6 protein-coding genes are annotated in these 5,672 nt (G+C 60.4%); 1 reads left to right on the top strand and 5 read right to left on the bottom strand.

Annotated features, from left to right (window positions below; genetic code table 11):
* Positions 1-355 precede the first annotated feature (355 nt).
* Positions 356-1,270 carry an AEC family transporter gene (locus JJE47_00690; protein ID MBK5265927.1) on the top strand — a complete coding sequence of 305 codons (915 nt, stop codon included), beginning with the start codon at positions 356-358 and terminating at the stop codon, positions 1,268-1,270.
* On the opposite strand, the gene JJE47_00685 is transcribed toward JJE47_00690, so the two are convergent.
* From JJE47_00685 to argB, 5 genes are all read right to left on the bottom strand, one after another.
* Positions 1,267-1,467 carry a hypothetical protein gene (locus JJE47_00685; protein ID MBK5265926.1) on the bottom strand — a complete coding sequence of 67 codons (201 nt, stop codon included), beginning with the start codon at positions 1,465-1,467 and terminating at the stop codon, positions 1,267-1,269. The two genes, JJE47_00690 and JJE47_00685, sit on opposite strands and share 4 nt — an antisense overlap.
* Positions 1,468-1,685: 218 nt before the next feature.
* Positions 1,686-3,053, bottom strand: a complete 1,368-nt coding sequence (gene argH, locus JJE47_00680; GenBank protein MBK5265925.1) for an argininosuccinate lyase — start codon at positions 3,051-3,053, stop codon at positions 1,686-1,688.
* Complete coding sequence (locus JJE47_00675) at positions 3,054-4,256, bottom strand: argininosuccinate synthase (GenBank protein ID MBK5265924.1); 1,203 nt, start codon at positions 4,254-4,256, stop codon at positions 3,054-3,056.
* Entirely contained in the window at positions 4,256-4,714 is a 459-nt protein-coding gene (locus JJE47_00670; GenBank protein ID MBK5265923.1) for a hypothetical protein, read from the bottom strand. The genes JJE47_00675 and JJE47_00670 overlap by 1 nt, the downstream gene beginning before the upstream one ends.
* Before the next feature lie 42 nt (positions 4,715-4,756).
* On the bottom strand, positions 4,757-5,599 hold the full coding sequence (argB, locus tag JJE47_00665; protein MBK5265922.1) for an acetylglutamate kinase: 843 nt from the start codon (positions 5,597-5,599) through the stop codon (positions 4,757-4,759).
* Positions 5,600-5,672 lie beyond the last annotated feature (73 nt).

Here is a 5,672-nt window from a genome sequence, read left to right as displayed (position 1 = left end):
CGAAGTTCCTTCTCGTAGGGGCTCGGAAACCGAAATCGCAGACCGACCGGCCCTATCCATCCTGACAGGCGATCGGCCTCCCGTTCAAGCGCGGTCGTCGCTTCGATGCCGACGTCTCGTAATAAACCGACGGCAATGGATTCGCGCCTGTTCGGCACCTAGCCGGCGATGTCATCAAAAGCGATGATCTTGGTGGGATGATGCGGACGACCCAACCACCGACGACTCCGTTTCGGCGGCCAAACTCTTCAGCTGGTCTGCACCCAAGAACTGGCGAACTCTTTCTGGCGGCATTCGAATGGCCATAGGGCCACGATGCCCAGTCCCGGAGCCGAAGCCGTAAAGTGCGCCCAACATGGGCGACCTGCTTCCTATCTTTGTTGACATTTTGTTACCGGTCTTCGCACTGGTCGGGATCGGTCTCGTCGTGGGCGGACGGATGGGCCTCGATCCGGCTCCCCTTGCCAAGGTTGCCTATTATGTCCTTGCCCCCGCCTTTTTCCTCGACCTCCTGCGGCGGGCAGACATCGAGACTGCGGTGGTCACTCAAATGGCAGTCGTCATGGTGGTCACCACGGCAATACTGTCGCTGCTCGGTCTGGTGGCGGGACGACTTTTTCACTGGGGTTACTCGATCACCGCCGCGACGGTTCTGATCGCAGTATTCGGCAATGTCGGCAATTTCGGCATACCAATCGTCGCTTTTGCCTTCGGAGAGGAGGCACTCCCACTCGCCGGAGTCTCGTTTCTCATTATCAACTTCGCCGCATTCATGATCGGAGTGACGGCGGCGACCTGGCGTACTTCCTCACCCGGACGGGCGCTGTTCAGGGCCATCACGACCCCGACGGTCGCCGTGCTCCCTATCGCGCTGGTGCTCAACGTCAACGACATCGGCCTGCCTCTCTTCGCCGATCGGGCGATCGAACTGATGGCCAACGCCATGATCGGGGTCATGTTGGTAACGCTCGGTATTCAGTTGGCCGGCATGGAACGTCCTCGACTGACCACCGGCGTGTGGGTGGCCTCAGGCCTCAGGCTGGTAGCTGCCCCGGCCATTGCGGCGACGGCTTCGACAGTATTCGGTTTGTCCGGCGACCCGGCCGGAGTAACGGTTCTCCAATCAGCGATGCCGGCCGCCGTATTCGCGGCGCTCATAGCCATCGAGCACGACCTGGAACCGGACTTTGTTACCACAGTCGTACTGGTTTCGACCGTGGCCAGCGCCCTTACCCTCGCCGCCACCATCGCCCTCCTTGGGGCTGTCTAGCGCCGGACAAACAACCTCGGACGCAACCGCCTCGGCAGACGCCGACCGAACAGCGTGACGCCATATTGGCGAACGGCCAGGATGTACCCGAGACCGGCCAACGGCAGCATCATCGTGACGACCACCCACCTCGACTCCAGATCGAAACTGCCGAAGCGCAGGAACCCTTGCCAGGCGAGCGCCCAACATCCGATCATCAGCCCCAGGGTCCGAATCGATCGCACGTTCATTTGTCGACGAGTCGCCTCACGGCTCGCTGCGTACCATTGGTTTGTCGCCCGACCGACGCTCCAGCCCAGGGCAGCAAACACGATCCCTGATAGCCAGGGAATCCAACCCACCAGGATCCTCTTTTCGCGGTGTTCATCGCCCGCCCAGCCCGACAACAGTCTTGGCGGCCGCCGACCCCGGAACTCTAATTGCCAACCTCTGCCAAAAGTGACCGAAGCCGCTTAATCTGCTTGACGACCTCCCCGTAGGACCCACCGCCGGGGCTAACACGGTGAAGCACCGACTCGATCGGGTCGAGGCGGGCCACGTCACCTGGCTCGAAAAGCTCGTGAGCGTTGGCAAGGTCGGAAGCCGTGGCTTCCGCGAACGTACGCCCGTCGGATGCCAACGTCAAGAGAAGCCCTCCTACCGCTTCGTGGGCAGTCCGAAACGCCACTCCCCGCCCGACGAGTAGCTCGGCCATGTCAAGGGCCGTCACCTCCGGGTTGGGAGCCGGGGGATGAAAGACCGCCGTCGCCAACATTGCTCCCAGGGTTCGCAAAGACCCGGCCAGGACATCGTCGGCATGAAACACGATTCGTTTGTCCTCCTGAAGGTCACGGTTATAGGTCATCGGGAGGCCCTTCTGAAGGCTCATGATGGCCGCCAGATCACCAATTACCCCGGCCGACCGGCCCCGGACCAGTTCGGCTACGTCCGGGTTCTTCTTTTGAGGCATGGCCGACGATCCCGTCGTAAACGTGTCGGGAAACGAGACCCACCCAAATTCAGCCGTCGTCCAGAGGATGATTTCTTCGGCAAGTCGGGAAAGGTGGACCATGGTTTGGGCACAGACAAAAACGTACTCGGCTACGAAATCGCGCGAGGCGACCGCATCCATGGAGTTCGTGAAGTGCCAACGCCAGCCGAGCAGCCTGGCCGAGGTTGCCGGGTCGAGCGGCAGGCTCGAGCCTCCCGAAGCGCTCGCGCCCAGCGGCGATACCTGGGTTCGGTATATGGCGGCCTGCATTCGCTCGGCGTCGCGCCTGAACATCTCGGCATAGGCGAGGAGATGGTGGGCTAGCGGGACTGCCTGTGCCTGTTGTAGGTGCGTGTAGGACGGAACGACCACGTCGCCGACCCGCTCGGCCTGGTCGACCAACACGGTCGCCATATCGGCGAGATGACGAAGTTGAGCAACACCGGAGCGACCCAGGTACAGCCGTAGGTCTAGGGCGATCTGGTCATTTCTCGATCGGCCGGTATGAACCTTGCGACCAAGGTCCCCAATCTTCTCGATAAGACGCCGCTCGGTTGCGGAGTGGACATCTTCATCCGTTTCGAGAAACAGAAACTCGCCCGCCTCTACCTCTTCGACAAGCTCCAGAATCCCCGCCTGTAGCTGGTCGGCCTCTTCGGCTGTAATGATTTCTTGTTCTCCGAGCATGCCAACGTGTGCCCACGAGCCGCGCAAGTCATCAAAAATCAGTCGATGATCGGCGGTGTCAACCGTATAGGCCCACAACAGTGCATCGGGGCCTTCGGCAAACCCGCCTCCCCATAGAGTCGACATCTACTCCCCTTGACCCAGACGAGCCTCGGCCGAACGACGCAGGCGCAGGGCGTTGAGACGAATGAACCCGGCGGCGTCCGCCTGGTCGTACACGTCATCCTCCTCAAACGTGACCGTTGCCTGGTCATACAGTCGATAATCGGATCGACGTCCCTCGACATACACCCCGCCTTTGTAGAGCCGTAATCGTGCCTCACCAGACACGCGGTGCTGGGTGGTGTCGACGAAGGACTGCAACGCTTCGCGTTCGGGTGAGAACCAGAAACCGTTATACACCATCGCCGCATAGCGAGGTATGAGACTGTCCCGTAGATGCATTACTTCTCGATCAAGCGTAAGGGATTCGACCGCCCGGTGGGCAAAGTGCAAGACCGTTCCACCAGGAGTTTCGTAGACGCCCCGCGACTTCATCCCGACGAACCGATTCTCAACGATATCGACCCGACCAACTCCATGCGCACCGGCCATTTCATTCAGCCGGGTTAGAAGAGCAGCCGGTCCGAGCGCTTCACCGTTTACCGCGACCGGATCACCCTGGTCGTAGGTGACCGTTACGATTTCAGCCTGATCGGGGGCATCCTCGGGGTCCACCGTCATCTTGAACATGCCTTTGGGTGGTCCCACCCACGGATCCTCCAGAACGCCGCCCTCATACGAGATGTGCAGCAGGTTGGCGTCCATCGAGTACGGCTTCTCCTTTGTGACCGGGACCGGGATCCCGCGTGCTTCGGCGTATGCCACGCAGTCGGCTCTGCCGCGTAGTTTCCATTCGCGCCACGGGGCAATAACCTTGATATCCGGCTTCAGCGCATAGGCGGACACCTCGAATCGAACCTGGTCATTGCCTTTTCCGGTCGCCCCGTGAGCGATCCCGTCAGCACCGGTCGCCTCAGCCGCTCGGACAAGCCCTTTGGCAATGACCGGTCGGGCCAGGGCGGTTCCAAGCAGGTAGTGCCCTTCATAAATGGCATTGGCTCGCAAGGCAGGAAACACGTACTCACCAACAAACTCCTCAGTCAGGTCTTCGGCAATGGCCTCGATGGCTCCTGTCGCCATCGCCTTGGCTTTGGCTTCGGCCACCTCTTCGCCTTGCCCGACGTCGGCCGTGTACGCCACGACTTCGACGTCGTACTCCTCTTTCAGCCAGGTGAGAATCACCGAGGTATCAAGCCCCCCGGAATATGCAAGTACTACTTTCTTCATTACCCAGCTCCAATTTGTTCAAGACGGTTCGCCAATCCGATTCCGCCATATTGTTCGTCCGCCACGATCATGAGCGTGTCGTCACCGGCAATGGTGCCCAACACGCCATGCAGTGGCGACGCGTCGATCGCACCTGCGACCACCCCGGCCGCCCCTGGCGACGTTTTGATAACGACCAAATTTGCCGATACCGAGATCGATTCCACAAACTCAACCAGAGCTCGCGCCAGGATGACATACTCCCCGTCGGAGGGTGTCGCGTCGTCAGGTAAAACATATCGCAACCGACCATTCCACCTCGACTTCACCGCTCCCAGCGCATGGAGATCACGAGAAACCGTCGCCTGGGTCACCTCGTGGGACTCGCCTATCAATAAGTCCACAATTTCGCTCTGACTGGAAACGACGTTCTCCATGAGGAGTCTGCGGATCAAGCGGCGCCGCGAAGCAGTATTCATGGTCGCATAACGATACGAGGAGCCACATATCCATACAACATGTCAGCGGACCTCGACCATGGTTCCGATACCCTCGGGTGTAAAGATCTCAAGAAGGACCGCATGTTGAACCCGGCCATCAAGGATGTGGGCCTGGCGCACGCCGGCTTTCATCGCCGAGATACAAGAACGGAGCTTGGGGACCATGCCGGCTGAGGCAGAACCCGAGGCAATCATATCTTCCAGCTCGCTAATCCCTACCCGCGGAAGCAAGGTATCTTCGTCGCCGAGGTCCGAGTAGAGCCCTTCGACGTCGGTAAGGTAGACCAGCTTCTCTGCACTCAGGGCCTCAGCCAGCGCACCGGCGGCCGTGTCGGCGTTCAGGTTGTAGGCGTGGCCATCTTTTCCCCTGGCAAGTGGAGCAACCACAGGAACGATTCCCTGATCCAACATCGCCAGCACGAGCGTCGGGTCCACTGCCTCGATCTCGCCCACAAATCCGAGGCGATCGTCTTTGGGAACGGCAGTGAACAAGCCTCCGTCAATCCCGGTCACCCCGGCCGCGACCGCCCCATGACCGCTGAGCAACCGGACAATATCCGGATTGACCTCGCCGGCCAGAACCGATTGCACCACACGGATCGTGGCCGCGTCTGTGACGCGCAGCCCGTCAACCCACACCGGCTCAACACCTGACTGGCCCATCGCCCTGGTGATTTGGGGTCCGCCACCGTGGACGATCACCGGCCGGATACCGACCAGGCTGAGCAATGTGACATCTCCGGCGAACGAATCTCGCAACTCTTCGCTGGTCATCGCCGACCCACCGTATTTGATGACGACGACCTTCCCTTTGAACGCCCTGATATACGGAGCCGCTTCCATGAGGATCTTGGCTTTGCCCATCGTCGAAGCGATCCGGCTCTTTCGAGCACTGGGCGAGGTGTGTCCGGTTGTCACGAGGGGGCTCCATTGAATT

The sequence above is a fragment of the Acidimicrobiia bacterium genome, from assembly GCA_016650365.1.
GTDB lineage: Bacteria > Actinomycetota > Acidimicrobiia > Spongiisociales > JAENVV01 > JAENVV01.
This window is presented reverse-complemented; position numbering and strand designations above follow the sequence as displayed.